Raw genomic sequence first — 23,187 nt, 5'->3', positions numbered from 1 at the left:
CGGCGTTCAGGGGTTTTGCTTGATGCCGGCGGTCTGGATCAGCCGCACCCATTTGTCGCGATCCGCCTGGTAGTAGCGGGTGAAGGCCGCCGGGCTGTCGTCCGACAGCGCGTACCCTTGCGCCTCCAGCTTCTCGCGCACGTCCGGCAGGCGCAGCACGCGGCGCACTTCAGCGTTCAGCGCGTTGACCACGTCGGGCGGCGTGGCGGCGGGTGCAAGCAGGCCAAGCCAGGTCGCGACTTCGTAATCCTTGAGGCCCGCTTCGGCCGTGGTCGGCAATTGCGGGGCGAAGTCCACGCGCGCTTTACTCGTCACGGCCAGGGCGCGCAGGCGCTGGTCCTTCATGTAGGGCAGGGCGGTCGATGCATTGGCGAACATGAACGGCAGGCGGCCCGCGAGCATTTCGGTGATGCAGGCCTGTTCGCCTGCAAACGGGATGCTGTGCAACTCGATGCCCGCCGTCTGGGCGAACAGCACAGCCGCCATGTAGGGTGAGGTGCCGATGCCTCCGGAGCAGAAATCGATCTCGCCCGGCGCGGCCTTGGCCTGTGCGATGAGCTCCTGCACGGAGTTGGCGCGCAGCTTCGGCCCGGCCAGCAGCACTTGCGGCGCGCTGCCCACCAGGGCCACGCCGGTGAAATCCTTCATGGGGTCGAACGTCGTCACGTTCTGCAGCGTGGGCGCGACCGCGACGGTCGTCTGGCTCGCAAGCAGCAGGGTGTTGCCATCGGGCCGCGCGCGGGCCACGTAGGCGGCCGCGATCATGGAGGCGGCGCCGTTCTTGTTTTCGACCATCACGGCGCGTCCGCCCACCTGCATGTGCTGCGCCACGATGCGGGCCACGGTGTCGGGCGCGCCACCCGGCGGCGCGCCGACGACGATCCGGATCGTGCCGCCGGCCGAGGTGTCGGACATTGCGGGCGCGCCCAACGCCAGCAACGCGCTGCCGAGCAGCGGTGCAAGCAGTCTGGTCAGCAGCCTGCGTGGGTGTGCGCCAGGTTTCGTTTGCATCGGTGTCTCCTCGCGATATTGCCGTGCGCCGCATCGAAGCCGCGCCGGCTGTTGTGATGTGGAGCCAGTGTCCGGCACGCAGATTGATATAGTCAAATATATATATTGAGTCATTTCATACATTGATTTGTATGAACAGCGAGGTTCCCATGAATAAACGCGAGATGGCGCTGTTCGAAGCGGTGGGGCGCACGGGCTCCGTCACATTGGCGGCGGCTGCCACCGGGATGTCGCAGCCGGCGGCGAGCGCGATGCTGAAGTCGTTGGAAGACAAGCTGGGTTTTGCGCTATTCAGTCGCGAAAAACGCCGGCTGGCGCTGACCGCCGAGGCTCGCATGCTGCTGCCGGAGATCGTTCATGCGCTTGCGGCGATGGACAACGCCGAACGGGTGGCGGCCAGCATGCGCGGCGGGGCGCACGCGCGGCTGGACGTGGGGGCGGTGGCGGCCGTGGGCGCCAGCATCCTGCCCGGTGCGATGGCCTGGTTGCAGGCCCGCGAGCCCGGTGTGCGCGTCAGCGTGCGCACGGACATGACGCTGGGCGTGGCGGGGCTGGCGGCCGATCAGCGCATCGATATCGGCATCGTGATCGGCTCGGCGGCGCTGCCGAACGTGGGCCAGCGCACGCTGGCGCGGCTGAGCCTGCAGGCCGTGATGCCGGCGGGCCACGCGCTGGCGGATCGCCACCGTCTTGCATTGGCCGACCTGGCGGATACTCCGTATATCTCGCTCAGCCGTCACTTGCAGGTCGGGGCGCTGACGGCGCGGCAGTTCGAGCAGGAGCGTTTGCCGTTTCTGCCGGTGATCGAGGTGAATCAGTACTCGGCGGCCTGCGCCTTTGCGGAACGCGGTCTGGGTGTGGCCATCCTGGACAGCATGAGCGGCTTGTATGCGCGGCGTCATGGGCTGAGTGTCGTGCCCGTGGATGTGGAGGGCGGTCTTGATCTGGCCATCGTATGGCCCCTGAACCGCGGGCTGGGGCGCGTGGCGCGGCAGCTCGAGGCGGGACTGGTGCATGAGCTGTCGCACACTGCCGAGTAGGCGGGCGCCAGCCTGCTTTGAGCTTGGACTTGCAGCTGCGCCTGGCCGCTACGTCGATTGAAGAACCGAGATCGACGAGACGCTCATGATGATTCCGGTTGCGGCAAGCAGTGTGCGCACGATCAGCCGCAACACAACTGGCGAGAACGGAGGCGGCCTGCGCGCGGTCAGTATCGTGACCAAAAGCACGATCGGCACGGCCATGATCGTCAGTTCGAATGACAGCTCGGTAAAGCCGATCGTCGGCATCATGACGGCGAATCGAATCAGTCCGGCGGCACCGTTGAGGAACATCAGGGATTCCCGCGTTCTAGCCAGATCCCAAGGCTGCCGGTACAACAGGAATACAAGCGGCGGCCCGCCTGCGGCGAATAGACCGTTCATCAGGCCGGAAAGGAATCCGATCGCAAGAAAAGCGCCTGGCGAAGACTCGGCGGCCCGCGTTCGGTTGCTCTGCCCTAACATCCAGGCGCAATAAATGATGCTCAAGCCGAGTAGAAGACGCAGCAGCTCATACGCGTTCCCCATGATCCACGCCAGGGCCGCTATCCCCAGCATCGTGCCTAGCGTGCTGGCGATCAATAGCGGCCACAATTTCCGGTCCAGCCGCAATGCCCGCCGCCTGTAAAGAAACACGGCAGCGTTGACCACTGCAATGATCGAGACGGCATTGACGACATCTGGCAGCGGCAAGATTCCGGCGGCGCCAGTGAGGCCGAGCAGGACCAGAGCGAGCGCGAAGCCCGTCAGGTTCTGCGCGTACACGGCTACCGCGACGAAGACGAGGAACAGCATGCTGTTCAGCATGGCTCAAGCTCCTCGTGGCGACGGATTGACGTCATGTCGGCGCGCGCCGGTCAAGCGTAAATAGCATGTGGATGCGCGGTTTCATCGGCTCAGTGCGACGGCCTTTCTACGCATGGCAACGCCAAGGGCGGCGACGGACAGGGCCAGCGGAATGAATGACACCCACAGCACGGTGTTCCAACCAAACGCCGACAGCAGGCCACCGGATGAGAAGGAACCGATTGCCATCAGGCCGAAGACGATAAAGTCGTTCAGCGACTGGACGCGTGTTTTCTCCTCGGGCCGATGGCATTCCAGCACCAGCGCGGATGCGCCCAGAAACCCGAAGTTCCATCCCACGCCGAGCAGGATCAGTGACCACCAGAAGTGCATGACGTCGATACCACCCAGGCCCACCGCGGCCGCCACGCCAATCAATACGAGGCCCATGGTCGCGACCCGTCCCGCGCCGAAGCGGGAGATCAGTCTGCCGGTGAAGAAACTTGGCGCGTACATGGCAATGACATGCCACTGCAGTCCCAGGTTGGCGGACTCCTGCGAGTGGCCGCAGATGTGCATTGCCAGCGGCGCGGCCGTCATGAGGAAGTTCATGAGCATGTATGAGACAGCGCCGGCGATCACTGCGGCAATGAACCGCGGTTGCAGCGCAATCTCGGAAAGCGGGCGCCCACCCGCGACCTCCGCGGCAGTGGGGGCGGGCAATCTGACGCCGATAAGAATGAATGCGGAAATCGCTGCGACCGCTGCTTGCGCCAGAAACGTGGCGGCAAACATGTGCGGCGGCCATAGGTTCATCGTCCAGGTGACGAGTTGCGGCCCGACGACCCCGGCGGCGACGCCACCCGCCATGACCAGGGATAGCGCGCGCGCCCGTCGCTTGGGTTCCACGCCGTCCGCGGCGGCGAAGCGGAAGGACAGGACCACTGCCGCATAGACACCGCCAAAGAACGTGGCCAGGCTGAATAGCCAGAAACTTCCGATCACGACCGCAAGCATCGCCAGCAGGCCGGTGAGCACCCCAGCCCCGGTGCCCAGCAGAAATGCCGCACGCCTGCCATGGCGCCTGGCGACGGCGCCCATGGGTAGCGTGCATGTCGCCATGCCGACAACAAAGATGGAAATCGGCAGCGTCGCGAGCATGGGCGTCGGGGCAAGCATATTGCCGACGATGGAGCCCGTTGCATAAACGACCACCGAATTCGCGCCCGCCAGGGCTTGGGCGGTGGTCAGTCTCCAGATATTGCCTTGTTGAACGCCCTCGGGCAGAACAGCGGGGCGATCATGCCCTGGGGAGGCGCTACTTTGTGTCATTGCAGTGAACGGCGTGGGACGGGACAGGTGAGTTGGCATTACAACGCAAAGTTACGTAGGTGATCTATCGACAGATTGCCAAGTTATATAGAATCGGCGACATATGAACGCGCCCATACAGTGGAAATCCATTACGGTCCCGGCGGACGTCTTGCCGCCGGCGCCAATGACCATGAGGGTGCAGTCCATTGGTGCGCGGGATTATTTCGCCGCGCATACGCATGAATGGCATCAGGTCGTATACGCCGTCTCTGGCGTCCTCCTGGTCACGGCAGACGGCCATTCTTTCGCCATATCCCCAAACCAGGCCGCTTGGATTCCGTCCGGAACGGTCCATAGCGTCGGTTCTTTCCTCGGAGCCGAGTACCGCAGCCTTTGGCTTGCCGACCATCCCGGACGAGCGCTTTCTGAGGGCGGGGTGGCGGTCTTTGGCGTGTCTGCGTTATTGAAGGCGCTTCTTGTCGAGGCGGCGGCAATTCAAGGACAAACGGACGAGTATGAGTACTTCGGCAGGCTATACCGGTTAGTGCTCGACCAACTCTGCCGAGCAACGCCGATCTCATTGGTGCTGGCGTGGCCGACAAGCGGCCCGCTATTGACCGTGTGCGAAGCCTTGTACAACCGTCCGGCCGATCAAAGGGGCCCAGATGATTGGGGCAGGGAACTGGGAATGTCCGGGCGAACTCTGGCTAGAAAGTTCCTTGCGGAGACCGGGTTGACGCTGCGCGACTGGCGGCGCCGGCTGAAGTTGTTCAGAGCCATCGAACTATTGGAGAGTGGTCTCGATGTGACGGGGACTGCGTTGGAACTTGGGTATGGGTCCACGTCGTCATTCATTTTTGCGTTCCGGTCCGAGATGAAGTGCAGCCCGATGGCATATATGCGGGCCCGGGCTCCAACGCGTGACGCTGCGCCCGCGCCAGCTCGGCAGGACGGATCTGGTGTGCAGCACACCACCGAATAGGCGCCGCGCCTGTCGCTGGCAGATTAGGGTTATTCCGGGATTCTTTATGCTTAAACTTTTGTGAAGAATGAGCGGCGGATGCAGGGCCGCCGCTGCGATGAGGCATGAGGGCGGTTCACCGTGGTGCGGCAAGTGACGCACCGTGCGCGAAATTGCGGGGTGACGCCCCATATGGAGAATCGCAATGCTGCTGCGTAGACGTTGTCTAGCCTTGATGATGCTGGCGCTGACGGGCTGGACGACGGGAAGCCATGCGCAAACGCCATCTGAGGCCTGGCCCACCAAGCCCGTGCGTCTGGTCGTGGGGCTGGCGCCCGGCGGGCTGGTCGATGTGCTGGCGCGCACCGTGCAGCCGCACTTGGCCGAGGCCTTCAAGCAGACCGTCATCGTCGAGAACCGGGGCGGCGCGGGCGGCAACGTGGCGGGCGCCGAGGTGGCGCGCAACGGGAAAGACAACCATACCTTCCTGCTCAATCCTTCGACGACCGAATCGGTCAACCCGCTGATGTTCGTCAGCATGCCGTTCGATCCACAGCAGGATTTGCGGCCGGTTGGCTTGCTGGCCAATAGCCAGTTGTTCCTGTTTGTCCGGTCTTCGTTGGGCGTCAACACGCTCGAAGAGTTTGTGGAATACGCGCGCAAGCGGCCCGATCCGCTGAACTACGGATCCGCCGGCAACGGCACGACGCCGCATCTGGCCGGCGAGCTGCTCAAGCAGGCGACGGGCATGCAGGCCACCCATGCGCCGTATCGCGGCGTGGCGCCGGCGATTCAAGACCTGGCAGCGGGCCAGATCGACTTTGCGTTTGGACCCGCCACGGTCTTTCCCATGGTGCAGGCGGGCAAGCTGAAGGTACTGGCGGTGGCGAGCCGGCAGCGCGCTGCCGTGGCGCCCGACATTCGAACCTTTACCGAGGCCGGCATCGACGGTGTGTTCGCGGACAGCCTGTTCGGCGTGTATGCCGCCGCCGGCACCCGCGATGATGTGGTCGCTCGCATGAACGCCGAGCTCAACAAAGTGCTTGCGCGGCCGGAGATCCAGAAGCGCTTTCTGGATGCGGGCGCCGAGGCAATACCGCTGAGCGCGGCCGACTATGCCGCGCGCGTGCAGGAAGAAAAGAAACTGTTCGCGCCGTTGATGAAATCGTTGGGGCTGAAGGAACAATAAGCCGCCTCGCTTGTGCGTTCGTATCCGCAGCGCCCGATGTTCACGTCGGAGATCAGGTTGTTGAAATCCTGGCGCGGGTCACAAGCGCCTTAAAGCGTCTTTCAGCGTGCGCTAAGCTTCGTTCCAATGCCCAGCTTGGGGCCAAGAGGAACGATGACAATGAGAAGCGTGGCTTTGATCTTCATGCTTTCTGCCGCGGTGACGGGCCAGGCGCAGGAAGTCCGCACCTGGCATTTTTCCGGCGCTGATCTGATTGCCGCCATGGAAGGACGGATGCCGTCGCAGGTGCGCGATGCGTCGCTTGGCCGCCAATTCGCTTCGGCCTATGCGCAGGCCTACGTGAGCGGGGTTGCCGATCAGACGCAAGCCACGCTCTGGTGCACGCGAACCGGCGTTCTGCCGCATGAGTTGAAGGATAGGGTGCACAGCTATCTGACTGCGCTGCCGGACAATCGGCTCAATGGAAACGCCGGGCCGCTGGTTGGCGAGGCACTGGCGCGGTCGTTCCCTTGCCGGTAGCATCGCCACGGCCATGCCGGGTCAGTATGCGGCACGGTAGATGTCCAGCGCCTGGGCCTCGTCGATAGGCAACGGGTTATTCATCAGCAGGCGCTGTTGCGCCATCGCGGCGCTTGCCAGCGTAGGCAGGTCGGACTCTTCGATGCCGATGGCGCGTAGGCCCTGCGGCAGCTCGGCCTGGCGGATGAGGTCTTCCAGGAAGGATATGAAGGCAGCCGCGCCGCTCGCGGTATCCACGGCTGGCGGCAGGCCCACCGCTGCACCCAGTTCGGCGTAGAGAGGCGCTGCGGCCTGCGCATTGAAATGCAGCACGGCGGGAAGGACCAACGCGTTCGACAGGCCGTGCGGCACATGGAATATGCCGCCGACCGGGTAGGCGAGCGCGTGCACGCCGCCGACGGGGGCATTGGCGAATGCCTGGCCGGCCAGCATGGCGCCCAGCAGCATGTTGGAGCGCGCCTGCAGATTAGCGCCGTCGCGGCAAACGGTGATGAGGTTGGCAGTGAGCAGCTTCAACGCCAGGACGGCGAGGTGATCGGACAGCGGATTCTTCAGGCGTTTGCTGGTGTAGGCTTCGATGGCATGCACCATGGCGTCCACGCCCGTGGCGGCGGTGGCCGCGGGCGGCAAGCCTACCGTCAGTTCGGCGTCCAGAAAGGCCGCGTCGGCATAGAGCTGCGGCGAGACCACGCCGCTCTTGGTCGTGGCGCCGGTAGTCACGATCGAGATGGGCGTGACCTCCGAGCCCGTGCCAGCCGTAGTCGGCACCTGAATCAGCGGCAATCGCTGGCCCTGCACCTGGTTGACGCCATACATGGCGGGCAGCGGCTGATCGCTATTGCACAACAAGGCCACCAGTTTGGCCACGTCCATGGAAGAGCCGCCGCCAAAACCGATAACCACATCGGCGTCGAACGTCCGGGCGCGTTCGGCTGCTGCCTGGACCACGGCTTCGGGCGGGTCGGCAACCACGTCGTCAATAACCAGCGTCTGCCAGCCGCTGGCCGCCAGACTGGTCAGCGCCGGTTGCAGCGCACCGCTGCGATTGAGAAAGTTGTCGGTGACCAACACCGCACGTGCGCCCGTATGGCGTTCGCGCAGCAGGGCGCCCAGGCGGCGGGCCAGGCCCGGCTCGACGAGAATGTGGGGGACGGTCTGGAAGGAGAAGGCGGACATGGGATCAGGAGAATTCGTTGATGATGGTTTGCGCCACGTCTTCCAGCGATGATCGCGTGGCCATGGCGCGGCCTTGGATACGGCGGTGCGCTTCGTTTTCGGTAATGCCCTCACGCGCGATCAATAGCGTTTTGGCCGTGGCAACCTTGCTGACGGCGGCATAACGCCCCTCGAGCTTGCGCATATGGGCCATGGTGGCGGCCTGCTGGCGCCAGGCGGTGCGTGCCAGCAGTAATTGGGTCAACAGGCCAAAGGGGCGGATCGGCCGTTCGATGACTCCGGTGCAGCCGCTATGTAGAACCAATTGCAGCGTGGCCGGATTTTCGTATTCGACGATGCCGACCAGCGGCGGGCTCAGCGCGTTCAGGCCATCGGCCAGCTTCTGAATGGCCTCGCGATAGTCTTCTTCGATGGGCAGAACGACAACGTCGGCATCGGCGCAGAGCGTATCGGGCATCGGCCATTGCTGGGTCGGCACACAGCCGATGCGCTTCAGATGCGACATCAACAGGCGCGATTCGGCGTCCTGCGGGTGCAGGACCAGCACGCGCAGGCCGTTGAGTTCGCGCAGCGCCGTGGTGCTGCGGCCTGGCCGGGAAAGAAAGGCAGTCACGGCAGCGTCAGGGCGTGGGGATCCAGCGCATGGTCGACGAGGTACGGCACCGGCCGCACCGCGGCACGCGCGGCGTAGATAATCTGGAACCGCCGTTGGGCATCGATGCGGGCGATGCGCGGCCAGAGCGAGGTGTGCTGCGTGTCTCCATCGATAGTGACCAGACCCTGCGGCGCTTGGAATTGGGCGCCGTCCAGGGCCCGTACCAGCTCGGGTAGGGCAAGACCGCCTGCGCGGCGCGCGGCGTCGGCCACGAGATGGACCTGGGAATAGGCGGCTTCGGCGCCCGCCGTGATCGGGCTGTCTTCGCCGAAGCGTGCATGGTAGGCCTGGGCAAACCGGCGGCTGGGCGCGGTGTCCAGCGAAGCAAAGTACGGCGCGGCGGTGATGTGGCCTTCGGCCTGTTCGGCAGTGAGCAACGCCACGTCGGTCTCGTTGGTGGCGAGGCTGACGATGGGCATGCGCGCCGGATCCAGGCCCAGCTCGCGGTAGGCCCGATACAGCTTGACGATGTCCCGTCCGACCATGGTCGAGTAGATGGCGTCCGGACGCAACGCCACGGCGCGCTTGAGGACTTCGGCAAGGTGTTCCTGCGGTGCGTTCAGCGGCAGGTAGACCTCGTCGACCACTTCGCCGCCCGCCTGCTCGTACAGCTCTCGCATGATGCGATTCGACTCGCGCGGGTAGACGTATTGGCCGCCAATGAACAGCACCCGATTGCCAAAGTGGCGGATCACGTAACTGGCCAGCTGCACCGAGTTCTGATTGGGTACGGAGCCGCCGTAGAAGCAATAGGGCGAATACTCGAAACCCTCGTAGAGCGTGGCGTAGAACAGCAGGGCGCGGCGGCTTTCCACGACCGGCAGCACGGCCTTGCGGGTGCTGGACATATGGGTGCCGAAGATCAGCGGCACGCGTTCGCGATCGCAGAGCCGTTCGGCGGCCTCGCGATAGTCGGCCGGCTGGGCGCCCACGCGGGCGCTGACTGGGACGAGCGGCGCGCCATCGATGCCGCCGGCGGCATTGACCTCGTCGATAGCCAGCAGCGTGGCGTTTTCCTGGGTGATCTCGGTAGCCGCTGTCAGGCTCTCGTGCGAGAACAGCAGGCCGACGCGATGGCCTGTGGTTGCGGTCACAGCGACGTCCAGTCGAGCGAGCGCTCGAAAGCATGGGCAGCGCGATACAGCGTCGCTTCGTCGAAATGACGGCCCACCAGCATCATGCCGACTGGCAAGCTGTCTCGCAGGGCGCAGGGAACGGAAATGGCCGGATGGCCGGTGACGTCAAAAGGCGCGGTGTTGGCGTTCATTTCAAGGGCGCGGGTCACAAAGAGGTCCGGCGCCGCGTCGGAATCGATGAGGCGCGGCGCGCGCATGGGCACCGTCGGCATCAACAGCAGGTCGACACGGTCCAAAGCCTGATCATAGGCCTGGCGCAGGCGGCGCGCGAGGTTTTGCGCCTTGCCATAGTACTGGCCGCCGTAGCGTGCGTAGAAGTATTCACCGGCCAGAAGGCAGGTCTTGACGTCATGCGGAAACTCGTCGGCATGATCTAGCCAATGCCGTTGCACCTGCATCAGACCGGTGACATACAAGCCTTTCCAGTTGCTGCCGTAGTTGAAGCCCTTCATTTGCTGGGTCGTGCCTTCGACCGCGATGGGGGTCCAGATGGCATGGCCCTTGCGGTGCAGCGGCACCGACAGCTCGATCACGTCGGCCCCCTGGGCTGCCAGCTCGGCGGCGGCCTGGCGCACCGCATCGTCAACCTCGGGTTCGCTGTTGTGCCAGCCAAAGCCTTCGGGCACCACGCCGACGCGCAGGCCCTTGAGAGGCAGGCCCAACGCCTCGCAGTACGACGCGCGTTCGGCCGGCAGATTCTGCTGGCGCGGGTCCAGTCCATCACTGCCGGCGATGGCGTCGAGAAGCAGGGCATTGTCGGCCACCGTGGCCGTCATGATGCCGGCGTGATCCAGCGTCATTTCGATCGGCATGATGCCGGTATAGGGAATGAGGCCATGCGTGGGCTTCATTCCATAGATGCCGGAATAGGCGGCTGGAATGCGTACCGAACCGCCCTGGTCCGTGCCGATGGCCATGTCGGCTTCGCCGGCGCCGACCAGCGCCGCCGCGCCGGACGACGAACCGCCCGCAGAATGCTCGGGCTGGCGCGGGTTGCGCACGGGACCGGTGGCATTGGTGTGGCTGCTGCCCGATACGCAAAAGTATTCGCAATGGGCTTTGCCGACGATGCGGCCGCCAGCATCCAGAATGCGAGTGGCAACCGTGGCGTCCTGGTCGGGCACATAACCGCGCAAGGTGGCCGCGCCATTCATCATGGGTACGCCGGCCAGGCAGACATTGTCTTTGAGCACCACGCGCTTGCCGGCCAGCGGACCGCCGGGGCGGCCATCGATCTCGGTACGCACATACCAGGCATTGAGCGGATTGTCCTCGGGCTGCACGCCCGGTGTGCGCGGATAGCGCACCACCGGCGGCTGATCGATCATGGCATCCACCTGGTCGTACTCGGCGAAGGTGGCCTCCAGAATGCTGTCGTAGGCACGCAGCATGGCATCGTCCAGATTCAGGCCGATGCGGCGCGCGGCCTGGTCCAGCGCTTCCAGAGTGGGACGGGGAAGGGACATCTCGGATTCCGGTTCAGGATTGCAGACCGCCGTAACGCCGGGCGATCTCTTGGGGAGTAGTGGTTGCGGTGGGAATGTCGGCGATCAGCTCGCCCTTTTCCAGCACCAGGATGCGGTCGGCAAGCGCGCACAGGAAATCGATGTCCTGTTCGACCAGCAGGATGGCGATGCCATGCGAGGCACGCAGGAGCTGCAAGGCCTCGACGATTTCGTCGCAGATCGAAGGTTGGATGCCTTCGGTGGGTTCGTCCAGCAGCATCAACCTGGGTTCGCCGCACAGGCAACGGGCCAGCGCCAGCAATTGCTGTTCGCCGCCCGACAGGCTGCCGCCCGGACGATCAAGCAGACGTTGCAGACGCGGAAACACCTTCAGCACCGAGGTGACCATGGCATCGGCGCCGCGCAGGTTCTTCACACAACCCATGCGCAGGTTCTCGGCGACGCTCAGCGCCGGGAAGATTTGCCGCCCCTGCGGCACGAACCCCAGGCCCTGGCGGGCGCGCGCATGCGGGGCAAGCGTGCCGATCCTTCGGTCTGCCAGCGTCAGGTCGCCGCCGGTAAGGGGAAGCTCGCCCATCAGCGTGCGCAATAACGTCGTCTTTCCCATGCCGTTGCGGCCCAGAATGCCGGTGAATTCGCCGGCGGCCATTTCGAAGCTCACGCCGTGCAGCACCGGGATGCGGCCGTAGCCGGCTTTCAAATCACGCGCCTGGAGCATGTGTTTCTCCTTGCTTGCCCAGATAGGCGGCACGCACTTCGGCATGCGCCATGATGTCGTCGAAGCTGCCTTCGGCCAGCACTTCGCCCTGGTTGAAGACCGTGATGCGGCCGGCGATCAGGCGGATGAAGGCCATGTCATGCTCGACCACGACCACGGTGCTGTGGCGGTTGATGGCGGCAATCAGGTCGGCGGTCTTGCGCGTCTCTTGGTGCGTCATGCCGGCTGCCGGTTCATCCAGCAGCACCAGCTCGGGCCGAGAAGCCAAGATCATGCCCAGTTCCACCCATTGGCGTTGGCCGTGGGCCAGCGCATTGACGGGCGTGCGAGCATGCGCATCCAGGCCGATTTCGGCCAGCACCTGCGCGACAATGGCGTCCGGCTCGCCGTCGGTGCGCCGCGCCGCGGCCAGCCGCAGGTTCTCGCGCACGTCCAGCCCTTCGAAGACGCTGGGCACCTGAGTCTTGATGCCGATGCCCAGGCGCGCCACCTCATGTGTGGCCAGACCGCGCAGGGGTTGGCCCTTGAAGCGGATGTCTCCGCGGCTCGGCTGCAACTGGCCCGAAAGCATCTTGAAGAAGGTGCTTTTGCCGGCGCCGTTGGGGCCGATCAGGCAGCGCACTTCGCCGCGCTCCAGTCGGAAATCGACGTCTCGCACGGCGTGCACGCCGCCAAAACTCACACCCAGGGCCTGGGTTTCCAACAGCAGTTCGCTCATGCTTGCTCCTTGGCGGGCCGCACCACGCGGCGGCAAGCGTCGAGCACTGTCGGGGCCAGGCCGCGCGGGATCAACAGAACAAAGAGAATCAGGATGAGGCCCAGAACCAGGCCGGTGTCCACGGTGTGCTGCGCGCCCAGTTCCGTGACCATGGCTTGCAGCGCCACGCAGGCGATGATCGGGCCGATCAGTGTGCCGCGGCCGCCGACGATCACCCAGATGATAATTTGCGCCGACTGCGACAGACCGAACACGCCGGGGCTGACGAAGGCGCCCCAGTTGGCGTAGAGCATGCCGGCCAGGCCGGCCAGCGCGCCGCCCAGCGTGAACGCGGCGAGCTTATACAGGCTGGCGTTGTAGCCCAGCAGCAGGGCGCGCTGTTCGTTTTCGCGTACGGCGGCAACCACGCGGCCAAAGCGCGAGGCCATGATGGCGCGCAGGCCAAAATACGCCCCGATGAGGATAAGGGCGGCCAGTGTGAAGGTGCCTTCGGGGGACAGGGGCTCTGTCGCGCCCGGGAGCGTCAGCGGCGGGATCGACGGAATGCCATTGAATCCGCCCAGCAGCGCTTCGCCGATGCGATAGCTGTCGCCCGAGGTCGAATTCATCAGGTTAAACAGGATCAAGGTCACGGCCAATGTGATGACACCCAGATAAACGTCGCTGATCTTGCCGTAGAACATGAAGTAGCCAAGCAGGGCGGCAAAGGTCGCTGGCACGGCGACGGCCAACGCCATCGCGACCAGGCCGGGTCCGAAATTGAAGGCGCCGATCGCCCACGCATAGGCGCCCAGACCAAAGAACGCAGCCTGCCCAAAGCACAGAATCCCACCGTGGCCCCAGACAAAGGCCAGGCTCAGCGCAAGCAAGGCCATGACGAGGTAGACCGTCATGGACAGGAGACTGAACATGTCGACGACGGTGGGCAACATGACCGCGGCCGCGACGGCCACTGCGCCCAGCGCCAGAGAAATTACAGGTACACGCATCAGATCGCTCGCTTGAAAAATCGCCCGGTAATGCCTTGCGGCAGTAGACGGATCAGCACGATGGCGGCCAGCAGCAAGGCCACTTGGCCATAAACCGGCGTGGCAAGAAAAGTCACGCCCTGGCTGATTGCGCCGAAGAAGCCCGATGCGCTGACCGTGCCGGCGATGACGGCGCTGCCGCCGCTGATGACCGTGATGAAGGCCTTGGCGATGTAGGCCGCGCCGATGGTCGGGATGACACCCGTGAGCGGGGCGAGCACGGCGCCGGCCAGACCGGACAAGGCGGCGCCCAGACCGAAGGTCATCTTGTAAACGCCATTGGGGTTCATCCCCAACGCATTGGCCATCGCGGCGTTCTGCATGCACGCGCGGGCCCGCAGGCCGAAATCGGTGAATCGCAGCAGGCACCACAGCGCAAGCATCACGCCGGCAGCCAGCGCAATCAGAAAGAGGGTGTAGCCGCTCGCCTGGCGCGCGCCGATGGTGATGCCGCCCAGGGGCGACGAGATGCCGACCGTCGTGTTCCCGAAGACCATGGTGGCCAGCCCGATGACGGCTAGCGACAACCCCCAGGTCGCCAGCATGGTGTCGATCATGCGGCCATACAGATGGCGCACCAGCAGGTGTTCGACAAGCACGCCGAACATGCCGACGATCAACGGCGCGAGCACCAGCATGGAGATCCAGATCGGAACGCCCCATTGATTGGTGGCAAGGATGGCGACGTAGCCGCCCAGCATCATGAATTCGCCGTGGGCGAGATTGATGATCTTCATCATCCCGAACACCACCGCCAACCCGACGCTCAACAGCGCCAGGGTGGCGATCGCACCCAGGATATCGATGGCATAAATGGCAACGAGATCCATGAATCGCTCAGAACTTGATGGCGTATTGACGGTTGTCCGTCGGGTTCTTGATAAGGTCGCAGACCGCAGCGGTGTCGCCAGGCTGTTGCTGCGGGAAGCTCTCGACGAGATTGAGCTTGCGGTCATGTACTTCCGCGATGTGCACATCCAGGGTGCAGTGGTGAGTGGCGGGGTCCAGCGACACGCGGCCGCTCGGCGCATCGATGGCGATGCCGGACTCCAGCGCTTCGATGACCTTGATGCGGTCGATCGAGCCGGCCATGCGCACGCCTTCGGCCCACAGCATGAAGCCCTGATAGGCGCCCATGGCCAGTTCCGTGATGTACGGATAGTCGGCGCCGTAACGGGCATGGAAGCGCTTGACGAAGTCGGCGTTGGCCGCGCCAGGCAGCTCTTGCAGGTAGTTCTGGCAGACGAGGAAGCCATTGCATTCTTCGGGCGACAGCACGATGTGTTCATTGCCACCGGCAAAGGTGGTCGAGGCGAGCGGGATCTTGCCCGTCATGCCGGTGGCCTTCCATTGGCGATAGAAGGACATGTGTGCGCCGCCCACCAGGCCCGACCAGACGAAGTCCGGCGAGGCGGCTTGGATCTTGGAAATGGCAGCGCCGAAATCGGTCACGTCCAGCGGGAAGAACTCGGTTGCGACGGTCTTGCCGCCGACATCGGATGCGTACTTTCGCACCCAGTTGGACACGATCTGGCCGTAGTTGTAGTCGGCCGCCACGATGTACACCTTCTTGCCCCATTGCTTGACGGCGTAGGGCGCGAGCTTCTGCACGGTCTGCGCGGGCGTTACGCCGGCCGCGAAGTAGTTGCGGTCGCAGACGCCGCCTTCGTACTGATTGTTGTAGAAGTACAGGGTGCGATAGCGGTTGAGCACCGGACGCACAACCTCGCGCGAGGCCGAGGTAATGCCGGCGTGGACCACGGCGGCCTTGTCGCGCAGCGCGGCCTGCTGCGCAAATTGCGCATAGAGCTGCATGTTCGATTGCGCGTCATACGCGATGAAGTTGATCTGCTTGTTCAGCAGGCCGCCCTTGGCATTGATTTCCTCTGCCGCGAACCGCAGCGCGTCCATCACCGGCTTGCCGTAGATGTCCAGGCCCCCGGACAGATCGTAGATGGCGGCGACATTGATTTTTTCGTCGCCAGCCGCAAAGGCGCGCGAGCCAGTGAGCCCCATCAGGGTGGCAGAGGCGGCGGTGGCTGCGGTAGACGAGAGGAACTGACGGCGGTTCATGCTCATGTTGATGGCCCCTTGAGCGCTTGCGGCGCGCGCGGTCTGGCGCCCGGCGCGAAGTGCAGGGACGTGCAGAGGCCGACGCCGAAAGTCGCGTAGACGTGTGTAAGTTTGTGGGTATGCCGAGAACCCGGCAGGATGTCGACGCCGTTGTCGACGAGAAACACTGAGCGGCCTTGCTGGCAGTTGCGCCTTTGGAACTTACCGGGCCGACCTTCAATGCGTGAAGGCAGGCCAAATTCTAGGGGAAGGGCAAGGGCCAGGCTAGCCCCGGGATTTCCCTAGGCCTGCCGCTGATCTTGTCGCAAGCCGCGCCATCAGCCAGGAGGTAAGCGATACCGGCCCGCTATGCGCGACATGGATCTGATCGCGCTCCACGGTTTTGATGAAACCTGCGCGAGGGTGCCGCGCAGATCGCCTTCCGCCTCAGGTTAAAAGCATATGCCTGAATCGTATTTGGCCTCCTGCCACCGGCCTGTCCATACTGAGCGGTTTTGGCCTGCCCGCCGGGCCGCCTTCCTTCCTTGCATCGGACGCATCATGAGCACCCTGTCACCCGAAGTTCAAGCCGCCCAGGCCCTGGGCCGTGAAGCCGGTGTCGGCACCCCCAATGTGCTGACCACCCCGCTGGATCAAGTGCGCCGGCAGGCGCGCGGTTATCAAATCTGGTTGGCGGGGGACGCGCCCGAAGTCGGACGCGTGGTTGAGCACCGGCTGGATCATCTGCCGGTGCCGGCGACCTTGCGGCTTTACTATCCGGCGGGATCGGAGGGCAAGGCGCTGCCGCTGTATCTGCACCTGCACGGCGGCGGGTTTGCGCACGGGGATCTGGAAACCCTGGATCGCTGGAAGCGCGAGATTGCCAATGAGGCCGGCATGGTGACGGGCGGATTGGACTACGCGTTGTCGCCCGAGGCGCGCTATCCGGTGGCCCTGGAGCAGGTGTTGGAAACGGTGCGCTGGTTGCATGGCAATGCGGCAACGCTTGGCCTGGATGCGGGGCGTTTGAGTCTGGGCGGAGAGTCTGCCGGCGGCAACCTGACGCTGGCGGCCGCGCAACGGCTGCGTGATGCGGGCGAGCCGTTGCTTCGCGCGATTGCGCTGATCTACGGCATGCTGTCGGCGCGCCGGGATACGCCGGCGCAGCAGGAGCTGGGTGATGGCCGCTTTGGGTTGTCGACCGACAAGCTGGATTGGTTCTGGCGCCAGTATGTGGCGGATGACGCGCAATTGCAGGATCCCGGCGTCGCGCCGCTGTTGGGCGGCGTGCAGGGGCTGCCGTCTGTCATTCTGCAAGCCGCCGAGCTTGATCCCTTGCTGGACGACACCAAGGATCTGGCGCAAGCGCTGCGCGAGGCGGGCGCGCAGCCGTGGTTGAAAATCTACCCCGGCGTGCCGCACAGCTTCATCGGCATGACCCGCATCCTGCCGCAAGCGCGGCAAGCTCGTTCGGATCTGGTGCAGCAGTTGCGTCTGCTGCTGGCCTGAGCGCCTCGGCTTTTTAACTCCGAACCGGCTTGTTCCCATGCGACACGCTGGGCGTATCGCGGAACAGCGACATGTGCGTGTGCGTCGCCACCCACGGATCGCCGACGTTTTCGCGCGCGAACGACACGGTGGCGCGGCCCAGGCGGTCGAAGGTCTTGCCGTCGGGGTGATAGCCGATCGAGTCCCACACCGCCGCACCGACGGCGAAGAGGCGATCCGGCGACACGAAGGTCTGCACGTCGTCCAGGCGCCACAAGAACTTATCGATGCTGAACCACACATTGCGCCACTGGTTCTTCTCGGCGTGATCGCGGCCGTGCACGAAGTTGGTGTACGTGCCAAACGCGACAAAGTCTTCTGCGAACAGATGGCGCGCCGCCGCGTAATCCACGGCCTGGACATGGTCGGACAGTTCCTTGAACCAGGCACGCACCGCGTCGGCATCGGCCGGCGCAACAGGGGTCAGAGCTTTAACAGACATGGTTTCTCCATGAAAAATTACGAGGAAATCGGCGCGGCGCCGGGAAACCAGCAAGCCACTTTGTGTTCACCCGCCATTGTCATCAGCGGCGGCGCTTCCTGGCGGCAGCGTTCCACCGCCAGCGGGCAGCGCGGGTGATAGCGGCAGCCTGAGGGCGGGGACATCGGACTGGGCGGTTCGCCCAGCGCGACCGGAAACGTCCGCCGGCCATCGCGATGGCGTTCCGGCTCGGGCACGGCAGCCAGCAGGCCGCGCGTGTAGGGATGCAGAGGCCGGTCGTAGACATCGTCGCGGCGTCCGGTCTCGACCACCTGGCCGGCATACATGATGGCGATGCGATGCGAGATGTGCCGCACCACCGCCAGATCGTGCGCGATCAGCAGGAACGATAGCCCCAGCTCCTGTTGCAAGTCCTGGAACAGATTGATGATCTGCGCGCGTACTGACACGTCCAGCGCCGACACGGGCTCATCGGCCACGATCAGCTCGGGCTGAATCGCCAGCGCGCGGGCAATGCCGACGCGCTGGCGTTGACCACCGGAGAACGCATGCGGATAGCGCTTGGCGGTGTCGGCCGGCAGGCCGACCTGCGCGATCAACTGGGCCACGCGTTCTTCCAGCGCACGCCGTCCCGCTGACCAGCCATGCACGATCAAGGGCTCGGCGATCGCATCAAACACGGTGTGCCGCGGATTCAAACTGGTGGACGGGTCCTGAAACACGAGCTGCATGTGCCGCCGCAGCTCGCGCAATTGCGCGGTGCCTGCGGTGCTGATGTCTTCGCCGCGAAACCGGATGGAGCCCGAGGTCAATGGCGTGCGGCGCAGGACCGCGCGGCCCAACGTTGTCTTGCCCGAACCGGATTCGCCCACCAGGCCCAGGGTTTCGCCGCGCGCCAGTTCCAGCGAGACGCCGTCGACCGCGCGCGCGGTCATGGGCCGGCTGAACCAGCCCGCCGAGCGCACCGGGTAATGCACGCGCAGATCCGCGACCTGCAACAACGGGGGCGTCATGCCAGCTCCTTCCAGACCGGTGCAAACGGCCGCACACAGGCAGCCAGACGTCCCGGGGACAGCGATTGCAACGGCGGCCGCGCGGCGCACGCCGCATCGGCGCCCGGGCAACGCGGCGCAAAATCACAATAGCTGCGCCGCACACGGGGATCGGGCGGCACGCCTTCGATCGCCGTCATGCGGTGCTGGTTATCCGACAGCCGTGGAGTGGCGCGCAGCAAGCCCGTGGTATAGGGGTGGGCAGGCTGGGCAAACAAGGCATCGGCATCGCCGACCTCGACCAGACGGCCGGCATACATCACCGCCACGCGATCGGCCACCTGCGCCACCACGCCCAGATCGTGCGTCACCAGCAGAACCGCCAGCTTAAGGCGGGTTTTCAGTTCGGCTAATAGCGCCAGGATCTGCGCCTGGATCGTGACGTCCAATGCAGTGGTCGGCTCGTCGGCGATCAGGATCTGCGGATCGCAGGCCAGCGCCATGGCGATCAGAATGCGTTGCCGCTGACCGCCGGAAAACTCATGGGGCAGGCGCGCCAGGCGTTCGGCCGGTTTGGGGATGCCCACCTGTTCCAGCAGGCTGACGGTGCGCGCACGGCGGGCTGCGGCATTCAGCGCCGTATGGCGCTCCAGCACCTCATCGATCTGCGTGCCGATGGTCAAGAGCGGATTCAGCGCACTCATGGGATCTTGGAACACCATGGCGATGCGCCGCCCGCGGATGTCCTCCAGCGTGCGTTCGGGCAGGCTGAGCAGGTCTTGACCGTCGAACACCACACTGCCGCCCGCCACCCGGCCGGGCAGGGTGGTCAGGCCCATCAACGCCAAGGCGCAGGCGCTCTTGCCGGAGCCGCTTTCGCCGACCAGGGCCAGCGTCTCGCCGGCATGCAGATCAAAGGACACGCGATCGACCGCATTGACGCTGCCCTGGCGGGTCAGGAATTCAACGCTCAGTTCACGCACGCTCAACAGAGGCTGCGTCGTCATCGCGCCTCCTTGGCCAGCAATTTGCGGGCGAAGTCTTTTTCGCGTTCCCGCGGGTCCAGCGCCAGGCGCAGGCGGCTGGCTGCCAGGTTGACGCCCAACACGGTCAGCGCGATGGATAGACCGGGAAAGGTCGCCAGCCACCAGGCGCTGGTCAGATAGTTGCGGCCATTGGCCACGTCCAGACCCCATGACACGCCGGGCGGTTGCACGCCGACGCCCAGAAACGACAGCGCCGCCTCGGCCAGCACGACGCGGGCAAACTCCAGCACCATCAAGGTGATCAGCGGCGCCGCCAGATTGGGCAAGACATGGCGCAACAGGATGCGGGCCGGGCGCGCGCCGGCCATCTCGGCGCTTTCGATGTAAGGCAGCTGACGCACCGACAGCACCACGCTGCGAATCTGCCGCGCGTAGACCATCCAGCCGTTCAGGGCCAAGGCCAGAATGACGGTGCCGGGGCCCGGTCCCAGAATCACGAGGATCACCAGGGACAGCAGCAGGCCGGGGAAGGCCACATGGATATCGACCCAGCGCATCAGCACCGCGTCCACACGGCCGCCGGCGAAACCTGCAATCAAACCGACCAGCACGCCCACGCCGGCCGATATCGCGACCACGGCGGCGCCGATGAAGATAGACAGCCGCGCGCCATGCAGCACCCGGCTCAGCACATCACGGCCCAGGTTGTCCGTGCCCAGCAGATTCGCCAGACTGCCGCGTTCTTCCCAGGCCGGCGGACGGAGCCGCGCCGACAGCTTGATGGTGGCGGGGTCATAAGGCGCCAGCCACGGCAGGATGATGGCGACGGCCGCCAGCGCCAGCAGCAGCACCAAGGCCAGGATCCAGCCGCGCTGACGATCCGACAGGGCACGCCAGCCGCTTGCCGCCGGCGCGGACACCGGCAGTTCCCACACAGGCGCGCTCATACCGCGATTCTCCGGTCCAGCAGCCGGTACACGATGTCCAGGCAAAAATTCAGGATTACGATCAGGAAGGCGATGAAGAAGACGACGGCTTGCAATAGCACCAGGTCCTGGCGCTCGATGGCCTGCACCGCCGTCTGGCCCAGCCCCGGCCAGGCGAACACGGTTTCGACCACGACGGTATGGCCGGCCAGCATGGCGGCGAACTCCCAGCCCAGCAGCGCGACCGTCGGCACGGCGGCATTGCGCAGGGCATGCACCAGCACGATGCGCCGCGAGCGCAAACCCTTGGCGCGCGCCGTGCGCACGTATTGCGAATTGAGTTCATCGATCAGCGCCGAGCGCAACATCATGGCGATGCGCCCCAAGGCCGGCAAAGCCAGCGTCACGATGGGCAGCACGGCGCTGGCTGCGGTGTCCGAACCCGATGACGGCAACCAGTTCAAGGTCACGGCAAACAGCAGGATCAGCAGCAAGCCCAGCCAGAATTGCGGCAGGGACAGGCCGCTCAGGCTCAGCAATACAGAAATGCGATCCGCCCATTGCCCGGGTTTCAAGGCCGCCGCAATGGCCAGCGGCACGCCCAGCAGCACAGCAACTGCCAGCGCGCCCAGGCACAAGGTGAGGGTGCCGGACAGGCGTTCGAGCACGATGTCCACGGCCGGCCGGTGTTGCCAGAGCGAGTCGCCGAACTGAAAGCTGGCGATGTCGCGCAGATAGTGCACGTACTGCAGCCAGATCGGGCCATCCATGCCCAGCGCGCGCGCCAGCACTGCGCGGTCTTCGGCCGAGGCATCGACCGGCAGCATGGCTTGCACGGGGTCGCCGATAAGGCGCGTGACGACGAACACGATCGTCGTCACGCCCACCACGACCAGCAAGCCTTGCAGAAAGCGGCCCAGCAAAAAGCGCGGCAAGCCGCGCCCGCCCTGATTAGTCGGTGACACGGAAGTCCTTGAGCGGAATCAGGCCATCGACGCGCGGCGAGAAATCCACCCGCTTGGACAAACCGAAAATCTCGCCGCCATCCAGCAAAAAGACCAGATAGGCCTGATCTCGGCCGATCTGCAGCGCCTTGGAGTACAAGGCCTGACGCTTGGCGGGATCGGCTTCCTGGCGCGCGTCTTCGATCAGCTTTTTCAGTTCGGCGTTGTCGTTGGCGGCTGCGACGCCGCCTTGCGCGTAATAGGCGCTCAGCGTGCGATCCGCGTCCAGCAGCTGATTCGAATGGCTACTGCTGATCTGCGCTTCGGTCGGCACGCGGTTCTTGTTCAGCGCGTCCAGGTATTCGGCCCAGGCCAGCACACGGAAGTTGACCTTCAGGCCGGCGGCCTCCCAGTAGGCGGCAATGGTTTCCGCCAGTTCCTTGTCTTTCAGCCAGCGGCCCGAGGGGGCGTAGAGGTCGATGCTTTTGCCATGGGCGCCAGCGGCCTTCAGCAGCTCGGTCGCGCGCTTGGGATCGTAGGGATAGGGCTTGATGGAGGCGTCATAGCCGAACCAGCCCGGCGCCAGCAGTTGGCCGTGCGACACCGAGGCGTAGCCGCCATAGAGGTCGTTGGCCAGCGCTTCCTTGTCCACCGCGTAGTTCAAGGCCTGGCGCACGCGTACGTCGGCCGTCAGGCCTTTCAAGGCGTTGAGCGACACGAAGGGCAGGTCGGTGCCCTTGAGCGTCACGGCCTTGGCCACGCGCTTGGTGTCTTCCGGCAGCAGATTGGTGATGAAGTCGAAATCGCCGGCGCGCAGGCCCGACAGGCGCGTGCCGGGTTCGGCGACGAAGCGATAGGTGGCGCGGTCGACATTGCCGACTGCCTTGGGGTTCCAGTAATTCGGGTTCTTGGTGAGAACGATGCGATTGCCCTTGGACCATTCCGTCAGCACATAGGGGCCGCTGCCCACCGGCTTCTGGCTCAGGCTGCCATCGGCGGCCGCGGCCGGCGACACGATGGTCAGCCACGACAGACGCGCCGGCAGCGCCGGATCGGCGCCGTTGGTATGCACCTTGACGGTCACCGCGTCCACGGCCTCGGCCTGCTTGATGCCGAGAAAGAACGGACGCTGACGCGAGGCGGTCTTGGGGTCGACGATGCGATTGATGCTGGCGGCCACGGCAGCGGCATCCAGGGGCTTGCCGTCGCTGAACTTGAGGTCCGGACGCAGCGTCACTTCCCAGGTGGTCGCGTCGATCTGACGCGGCAAGCCCGTTGCCAATTGCGGCACCAGCTCGCCCGCCGGCGTGCGGGTCAGCAGGGTTTCGAAAATATTGCGCGAGACGGCGCGCTCTGAGCCATCCTGCGCCGTCTGCGGATCCAGCGTCGAGGGCTCGGTGCCCAGCGCCAACGTGATATCAGCCGCGTGCGCGGCGCTCAGCACCGACGCAGACAGCAGCAAACCCAAAAACTGGTTAAGGCGCATGGCGCACTCCGGATCCATCGTAAATAAGGAAAACGAAGTTTGCCGTCAGAAAATCAAACGTGCCGTTCTAAGGATATGTCGCGGAAATACTTGA

The 23,187-nt window shown here is 64.8% G+C and carries 23 protein-coding genes; 5 read left to right on the top strand and 18 right to left on the bottom strand.

The window, feature by feature from the left end; genetic code table 11:
- Positions 1–6 precede the first annotated feature (6 nt).
- The gene (locus CLM73_RS23725) at positions 7–1,011 is read right to left on the bottom strand and encodes a tripartite tricarboxylate transporter substrate-binding protein (RefSeq protein ID WP_158685922.1); all 1,005 of its coding nucleotides are present in this window, start codon (positions 1,009–1,011) and stop codon (positions 7–9) included.
- A 149-nt stretch (positions 1,012–1,160) separates the two neighbouring features.
- On the opposite strand from CLM73_RS23725, the gene CLM73_RS23720 reads away from it, so the two are divergent.
- Positions 1,161–2,051 (top strand): LysR family transcriptional regulator, encoded by an 891-nt coding sequence (locus CLM73_RS23720; RefSeq protein ID WP_158685921.1) that lies wholly within the window; start codon positions 1,161–1,163, stop codon positions 2,049–2,051.
- A 48-nt stretch (positions 2,052–2,099) separates the two neighbouring features.
- Here the strand turns inward: CLM73_RS23720 and CLM73_RS23715 are convergent, their stop codons facing one another.
- Together CLM73_RS23715 and CLM73_RS23710 are read right to left on the bottom strand one after the other, a co-directional pair.
- Entirely contained in the window at positions 2,100–2,858 is a 759-nt protein-coding gene (locus CLM73_RS23715; protein ID WP_105240511.1) for a sulfite exporter TauE/SafE family protein, read from the bottom strand.
- Positions 2,859–2,939: 81 nt separating this feature from the next.
- On the bottom strand, positions 2,940–4,169 hold the full coding sequence (locus tag CLM73_RS23710) for an MFS transporter (RefSeq protein WP_105240510.1): 1,230 nt from the start codon (positions 4,167–4,169) through the stop codon (positions 2,940–2,942).
- Between the two features lie 103 nt (positions 4,170–4,272).
- Between CLM73_RS23710 and CLM73_RS23705 the strand changes: the two genes are divergently transcribed.
- From CLM73_RS23705 to CLM73_RS23695, 3 genes are all read left to right on the top strand, one after another.
- The gene (locus CLM73_RS23705; protein ID WP_105240509.1) at positions 4,273–5,133 is read left to right on the top strand and encodes an AraC family transcriptional regulator; all 861 of its coding nucleotides are present in this window, start codon (positions 4,273–4,275) and stop codon (positions 5,131–5,133) included.
- A 184-nt stretch (positions 5,134–5,317) separates the two neighbouring features.
- Positions 5,318–6,301 carry a Bug family tripartite tricarboxylate transporter substrate binding protein gene (locus CLM73_RS23700; RefSeq protein ID WP_105240508.1) on the top strand — a complete coding sequence of 328 codons (984 nt, stop codon included), beginning with the start codon at positions 5,318–5,320 and terminating at the stop codon, positions 6,299–6,301.
- A gap of 159 nt (positions 6,302–6,460) precedes the next feature.
- Positions 6,461–6,820 carry a Rap1a/Tai family immunity protein gene (locus tag CLM73_RS23695; RefSeq protein ID WP_105240507.1) on the top strand — a complete coding sequence of 120 codons (360 nt, stop codon included), beginning with the start codon at positions 6,461–6,463 and terminating at the stop codon, positions 6,818–6,820.
- 21 nt (positions 6,821–6,841) lie between these two features.
- Here the strand turns inward: CLM73_RS23695 and CLM73_RS23690 are convergent, their stop codons facing one another.
- From CLM73_RS23690 to CLM73_RS23650, 9 genes are read right to left on the bottom strand one after another with little or no spacing between them, the layout of a single operon-like run.
- Positions 6,842–7,996, bottom strand: a complete 1,155-nt coding sequence (locus CLM73_RS23690) for an iron-containing alcohol dehydrogenase (protein ID WP_105240506.1) — start codon at positions 7,994–7,996, stop codon at positions 6,842–6,844.
- A 4-nt stretch (positions 7,997–8,000) separates the two neighbouring features.
- Positions 8,001–8,609: an ANTAR domain-containing response regulator gene (locus tag CLM73_RS23685; protein ID WP_105240505.1), complete on the bottom strand. Its 609-nt coding sequence runs from the start codon at positions 8,607–8,609 to the stop codon at positions 8,001–8,003.
- A complete protein-coding gene (locus tag CLM73_RS23680; protein ID WP_105240504.1) occupies positions 8,606–9,745 on the bottom strand; it encodes a transporter substrate-binding domain-containing protein in 1,140 nt (379 codons plus the stop codon). The genes CLM73_RS23685 and CLM73_RS23680 overlap by 4 nt, the downstream gene beginning before the upstream one ends.
- Positions 9,742–11,253 carry an amidase gene (locus tag CLM73_RS23675; protein ID WP_105240503.1) on the bottom strand — a complete coding sequence of 504 codons (1,512 nt, stop codon included), beginning with the start codon at positions 11,251–11,253 and terminating at the stop codon, positions 9,742–9,744. Before CLM73_RS23675 ends, CLM73_RS23680 begins: the two co-directional genes overlap by 4 nt.
- A gap of 13 nt (positions 11,254–11,266) precedes the next feature.
- Positions 11,267–11,971, bottom strand: coding sequence for an ABC transporter ATP-binding protein (locus tag CLM73_RS23670; RefSeq protein ID WP_105240502.1), 705 nt, complete (start codon positions 11,969–11,971; stop codon positions 11,267–11,269).
- Positions 11,955–12,689, bottom strand: coding sequence for an ATP-binding cassette domain-containing protein (locus tag CLM73_RS23665; RefSeq protein WP_105240501.1), 735 nt, complete (start codon positions 12,687–12,689; stop codon positions 11,955–11,957). The genes CLM73_RS23670 and CLM73_RS23665 overlap by 17 nt, the downstream gene beginning before the upstream one ends.
- Positions 12,686–13,678, bottom strand: a complete 993-nt coding sequence (locus CLM73_RS23660; protein ID WP_105240500.1) for an ABC transporter permease subunit — start codon at positions 13,676–13,678, stop codon at positions 12,686–12,688. Before CLM73_RS23660 ends, CLM73_RS23665 begins: the two co-directional genes overlap by 4 nt.
- Positions 13,678–14,547 (bottom strand): ABC transporter permease subunit, encoded by an 870-nt coding sequence (locus CLM73_RS23655; protein WP_105240499.1) that lies wholly within the window; start codon positions 14,545–14,547, stop codon positions 13,678–13,680. Before CLM73_RS23655 ends, CLM73_RS23660 begins: the two co-directional genes overlap by 1 nt.
- Before the next feature lie 7 nt (positions 14,548–14,554).
- On the bottom strand, positions 14,555–15,796 hold the full coding sequence (locus CLM73_RS23650; protein WP_105240498.1) for an ABC transporter substrate-binding protein: 1,242 nt from the start codon (positions 15,794–15,796) through the stop codon (positions 14,555–14,557).
- A 534-nt stretch (positions 15,797–16,330) separates the two neighbouring features.
- Between CLM73_RS23650 and CLM73_RS23645 the strand changes: the two genes are divergently transcribed.
- Positions 16,331–17,278: an alpha/beta hydrolase gene (locus CLM73_RS23645; RefSeq protein WP_105240497.1), complete on the top strand. Its 948-nt coding sequence runs from the start codon at positions 16,331–16,333 to the stop codon at positions 17,276–17,278.
- A gap of 13 nt (positions 17,279–17,291) precedes the next feature.
- Here CLM73_RS23645 and CLM73_RS23640 read toward each other — a convergent pair whose 3' ends face one another.
- From CLM73_RS23640 to CLM73_RS23615, 6 genes are read right to left on the bottom strand one after another with little or no spacing between them, the layout of a single operon-like run.
- Positions 17,292–17,759, bottom strand: coding sequence for a YybH family protein (locus CLM73_RS23640; RefSeq protein ID WP_105240496.1), 468 nt, complete (start codon positions 17,757–17,759; stop codon positions 17,292–17,294).
- A 17-nt stretch (positions 17,760–17,776) separates the two neighbouring features.
- Positions 17,777–18,772, bottom strand: a complete 996-nt coding sequence (locus CLM73_RS23635) for an ABC transporter ATP-binding protein (RefSeq protein WP_105240495.1) — start codon at positions 18,770–18,772, stop codon at positions 17,777–17,779.
- Complete coding sequence (locus tag CLM73_RS23630; RefSeq protein ID WP_105240494.1) at positions 18,769–19,758, bottom strand: ABC transporter ATP-binding protein; 990 nt, start codon at positions 19,756–19,758, stop codon at positions 18,769–18,771. The genes CLM73_RS23635 and CLM73_RS23630 overlap by 4 nt, the downstream gene beginning before the upstream one ends.
- The gene (locus CLM73_RS23625; protein ID WP_105240493.1) at positions 19,755–20,684 is read right to left on the bottom strand and encodes an ABC transporter permease; all 930 of its coding nucleotides are present in this window, start codon (positions 20,682–20,684) and stop codon (positions 19,755–19,757) included. Before CLM73_RS23625 ends, CLM73_RS23630 begins: the two co-directional genes overlap by 4 nt.
- Entirely contained in the window at positions 20,681–21,628 is a 948-nt protein-coding gene (locus tag CLM73_RS23620; RefSeq protein ID WP_234015729.1) for an ABC transporter permease, read from the bottom strand. The genes CLM73_RS23625 and CLM73_RS23620 overlap by 4 nt, the downstream gene beginning before the upstream one ends.
- Positions 21,615–23,093, bottom strand: coding sequence for an ABC transporter substrate-binding protein (locus CLM73_RS23615; RefSeq protein ID WP_158685920.1), 1,479 nt, complete (start codon positions 23,091–23,093; stop codon positions 21,615–21,617). Before CLM73_RS23615 ends, CLM73_RS23620 begins: the two co-directional genes overlap by 14 nt.
- Between the last annotated feature and the right edge of the window lie 94 nt (positions 23,094–23,187).

The organism is Achromobacter spanius (assembly GCF_002966795.1).
In the GTDB taxonomy this organism is placed as follows: domain Bacteria; phylum Pseudomonadota; class Gammaproteobacteria; order Burkholderiales; family Burkholderiaceae_B; genus Achromobacter; species Achromobacter spanius_D.
The sequence above is the reverse complement of the archived record's forward strand: the minus strand, read 5'-3'. Positions and strand labels throughout refer to the sequence as shown.

Excerpts from the sequence above, each read along its gene's own strand:
- CLM73_RS23690 (WP_105240506.1), bottom strand. The coding sequence starts at position 7,996 with ATGTCCGCCTTCTCCTTCCAGACCGTCCCCCACATTCTCGTCGAGCCG.
- CLM73_RS23660 (WP_105240500.1), bottom strand. The coding sequence starts at position 13,678 with ATGCGTGTACCTGTAATTTCTCTGGCGCTGGGCGCAGTGGCCGTCGCG.
- CLM73_RS23635 (WP_105240495.1), bottom strand. The coding sequence starts at position 18,772 with ATGACGCCCCCGTTGTTGCAGGTCGCGGATCTGCGCGTGCATTACCCG.
- CLM73_RS23645 (WP_105240497.1), top strand. The coding sequence starts at position 16,331 with ATGAGCACCCTGTCACCCGAAGTTCAAGCCGCCCAGGCCCTGGGCCGT.
- CLM73_RS23725 (WP_158685922.1), bottom strand. The coding sequence starts at position 1,011 with ATGCAAACGAAACCTGGCGCACACCCACGCAGGCTGCTGACCAGACTG.
- CLM73_RS23625 (WP_105240493.1), bottom strand. The coding sequence starts at position 20,684 with ATGAGCGCGCCTGTGTGGGAACTGCCGGTGTCCGCGCCGGCGGCAAGC.
- CLM73_RS23670 (WP_105240502.1), bottom strand. The coding sequence starts at position 11,971 with ATGCTCCAGGCGCGTGATTTGAAAGCCGGCTACGGCCGCATCCCGGTG.
- CLM73_RS23705 (WP_105240509.1), top strand. The coding sequence starts at position 4,273 with ATGAACGCGCCCATACAGTGGAAATCCATTACGGTCCCGGCGGACGTC.
- CLM73_RS23715 (WP_105240511.1), bottom strand. The coding sequence starts at position 2,858 with ATGCTGAACAGCATGCTGTTCCTCGTCTTCGTCGCGGTAGCCGTGTAC.
- CLM73_RS23720 (WP_158685921.1), top strand. The coding sequence starts at position 1,161 with ATGAATAAACGCGAGATGGCGCTGTTCGAAGCGGTGGGGCGCACGGGC.
- CLM73_RS23675 (WP_105240503.1), bottom strand. The coding sequence starts at position 11,253 with ATGTCCCTTCCCCGTCCCACTCTGGAAGCGCTGGACCAGGCCGCGCGC.
- CLM73_RS23655 (WP_105240499.1), bottom strand. The coding sequence starts at position 14,547 with ATGGATCTCGTTGCCATTTATGCCATCGATATCCTGGGTGCGATCGCC.
- CLM73_RS23615 (WP_158685920.1), bottom strand. The coding sequence starts at position 23,093 with ATGCGCCTTAACCAGTTTTTGGGTTTGCTGCTGTCTGCGTCGGTGCTG.
- CLM73_RS23695 (WP_105240507.1), top strand. The coding sequence starts at position 6,461 with ATGAGAAGCGTGGCTTTGATCTTCATGCTTTCTGCCGCGGTGACGGGC.
- CLM73_RS23710 (WP_105240510.1), bottom strand. The coding sequence starts at position 4,169 with ATGACACAAAGTAGCGCCTCCCCAGGGCATGATCGCCCCGCTGTTCTG.
- CLM73_RS23630 (WP_105240494.1), bottom strand. The coding sequence starts at position 19,758 with ATGACGACGCAGCCTCTGTTGAGCGTGCGTGAACTGAGCGTTGAATTC.
- CLM73_RS23700 (WP_105240508.1), top strand. The coding sequence starts at position 5,318 with ATGCTGCTGCGTAGACGTTGTCTAGCCTTGATGATGCTGGCGCTGACG.
- CLM73_RS23665 (WP_105240501.1), bottom strand. The coding sequence starts at position 12,689 with ATGAGCGAACTGCTGTTGGAAACCCAGGCCCTGGGTGTGAGTTTTGGC.
- CLM73_RS23640 (WP_105240496.1), bottom strand. The coding sequence starts at position 17,759 with ATGTCTGTTAAAGCTCTGACCCCTGTTGCGCCGGCCGATGCCGACGCG.
- CLM73_RS23650 (WP_105240498.1), bottom strand. The coding sequence starts at position 15,796 with ATGAGCATGAACCGCCGTCAGTTCCTCTCGTCTACCGCAGCCACCGCC.